This is a genomic window from Escherichia sp. AM3, from assembly GCF_032029835.1.
Classification (GTDB): Bacteria; Pseudomonadota; Gammaproteobacteria; order Enterobacterales; family Enterobacteriaceae; genus Escherichia; species Escherichia coli.
The window spans coordinates 1-1634 of the sequence record NZ_JAVUPQ010000270.1 but is presented as its reverse complement, the minus strand read 5'-3'; the positions used below and the strand labels follow the sequence as shown (position 1 = coordinate 1634).

At 44.5% G+C, this 1634-nt stretch carries 3 protein-coding genes and 2 pseudogenes; 1 reads left to right on the top strand and 4 read right to left on the bottom strand.

Annotated elements, in window-relative coordinates:
• Both RTW80_RS24955 and RTW80_RS24950 read right to left on the bottom strand, forming a co-directional pair.
• Positions 1-457 (bottom strand): annotated as a pseudogene (locus RTW80_RS24955) (IS3-like element IS911 family transposase); the annotation flags it as partial.
• Positions 458-544: 87 nt separating this feature from the next.
• A complete protein-coding gene (locus RTW80_RS24950; protein WP_000355616.1) occupies positions 545-748 on the bottom strand; it encodes an MFS transporter in 204 nt (67 codons plus the stop codon).
• Between the two features lie 22 nt (positions 749-770).
• On the opposite strand from RTW80_RS24950, the gene RTW80_RS24945 reads away from it, so the two are divergent.
• Positions 771-1028 carry a surface-adhesin E family protein gene (locus tag RTW80_RS24945; RefSeq protein ID WP_000254999.1) on the top strand — a complete coding sequence of 86 codons (258 nt, stop codon included), beginning with the start codon at positions 771-773 and terminating at the stop codon, positions 1026-1028.
• Between the two features lie 52 nt (positions 1029-1080).
• On the opposite strand, the gene ythA is transcribed toward RTW80_RS24945, so the two are convergent.
• Entirely contained in the window at positions 1081-1206 is a 126-nt protein-coding gene (gene ythA, locus RTW80_RS24940) for a protein YthA (RefSeq protein ID WP_000594405.1), read from the bottom strand.
• A 42-nt stretch (positions 1207-1248) separates the two neighbouring features.
• Positions 1249-1634: pseudogene (nanY, locus tag RTW80_RS24935) on the bottom strand (2,7-anhydro-N-acetylneuraminate hydratase); the annotation flags it as partial.

Below are 1634 nucleotides of genomic sequence, written 5' to 3'. Positions count from 1 at the left end.
GCTGATGCCATGTAGCTCAAGTACCTGACTGCGTAATACAGCCCGTCTGCCGTCTGGTTTTTCAGGACGGTTTTTCCAGTATCTGTAGCTGCTGCGATGAACCCCGAACACATGGCAGAGTGTGACCACAGGATAATGCGCTCTGAGTTTCCCGATTATCGAGAACTGTTCAGGGAGTCTGACATCAAGAGCGCGGTAGCCTTTTTAATATTTCATTCTCCATTTCAATGCGTTGTAGCTTTTTCCTCAGCTTACGTATTTCGATTTGTTCTGGTGTTATCGGAGAGGCTTTTGGTGTTTTGCCCTGACGCTCATCACGCAGTTGTTTGACCCATCTTGTCATTGTGGAAAGGCCAACATCCATAGCTTTCGCGGCATCTGCCACCGTGTATTTCTGGTCAACAACCAGTTGAGCGGATTCGCGTTTAAACTCTGCGCTGAAATTTCTTTTTTTCATTGGAGCACCTGTGTTGTTCTGAGGTGAGCATATCACCTCTGTTCAGGTGGCCAAATTCAGTGTGCCACTTCAGCCCTGATTCGACTTTTACAATGACTTATCTGGACGCATGAAGAACGTCAGGAATATACCAATAACAAGCAATGCGACGGAACCGTAGAATGGTAAACTCCAGTTGCCTGTTTTGTCGATAATAATGCCAAAGGCGATAGGTGAAATAATGTCGGCGACAGCGGAACCGGCGTTCATCAATCCGCTGGCAATTCCCACATACTTCGGCGTAATATCCATCGGGACAGCCCGGATAGGCCCAATGGTCAGCTCATCGGCCAGCAATGTCGTGAACTGTGAGACGAAACAGCGTACACAGTTTGAATGTATCTACTTTTCCCAATACTGGGCGAAGGGAGATTTTATTGCGAAGCGCGCGCCAATTGGTCAGTGGGAACCTTATTCGGAAGAGTCACTACTTGGCATCATCGTCACCAGCGTCTGTCGTATTAAAGTCGCGATGCTAAAACCTGAACCTCCCAGAGATCCCCATATCCCGCTGATGGGGGATTTTAACTAAAACTTAGCGCTATCGCTGCGTATCGTAACTATCCCGTATTACGTAGCGTAAATTATGACGCCATATGGGGAACAAATACACAGAGGAAGAAAAAGATTAGATTGGTTTTAAGGGATGTTTTTATCATAAATGGCACTGCTAAAATTATGAGATTATCGAAGATAAAATTCTTGATCATACATAAAAGGCCTCCTGAATTAAATCAAGAGGCGTATAGTTTTTACATTACTGATGTATGTTTAATGATCTCACTGATTTTCACTTTCCTGTCCTGCGATCTTGAAAGAGTGGCAGCATCAGCAGTAGCAATCGCCGACATGGCCGCCTCACCATTGAGAAGGTCAATATAATCTTCTTCAGGTTTTGCACCACAGAGGATATTATGGAGGAATAACGTCTCCTTTCTTATTAAACTGGCAAGCCATAATGGTGTTTTTTTTCCTGGATGACCATATGCTATAGCGCCATCCATTTCTGAGGTCATATTGCCTTTCCGACGATCATCATCTTCTTCTTGTGTTTCATGGACCAAAAAATGCTTTGTCTGACCGCCAATCCTAAGTGACCCTGCTGTTTCTTGCATATCAATTTTAATAGAGCCTTTAG

Excerpts from the sequence above, each read along its gene's own strand:
- RTW80_RS24950 (WP_000355616.1), bottom strand. The coding sequence starts at position 748 with ATGGATATTACGCCGAAGTATGTGGGAATTGCCAGCGGATTGATGAAC.
- RTW80_RS24945 (WP_000254999.1), top strand. The coding sequence starts at position 771 with ATGGTCAGCTCATCGGCCAGCAATGTCGTGAACTGTGAGACGAAACAG.
- ythA (WP_000594405.1), bottom strand. The coding sequence starts at position 1,206 with ATGATCAAGAATTTTATCTTCGATAATCTCATAATTTTAGCAGTGCCA.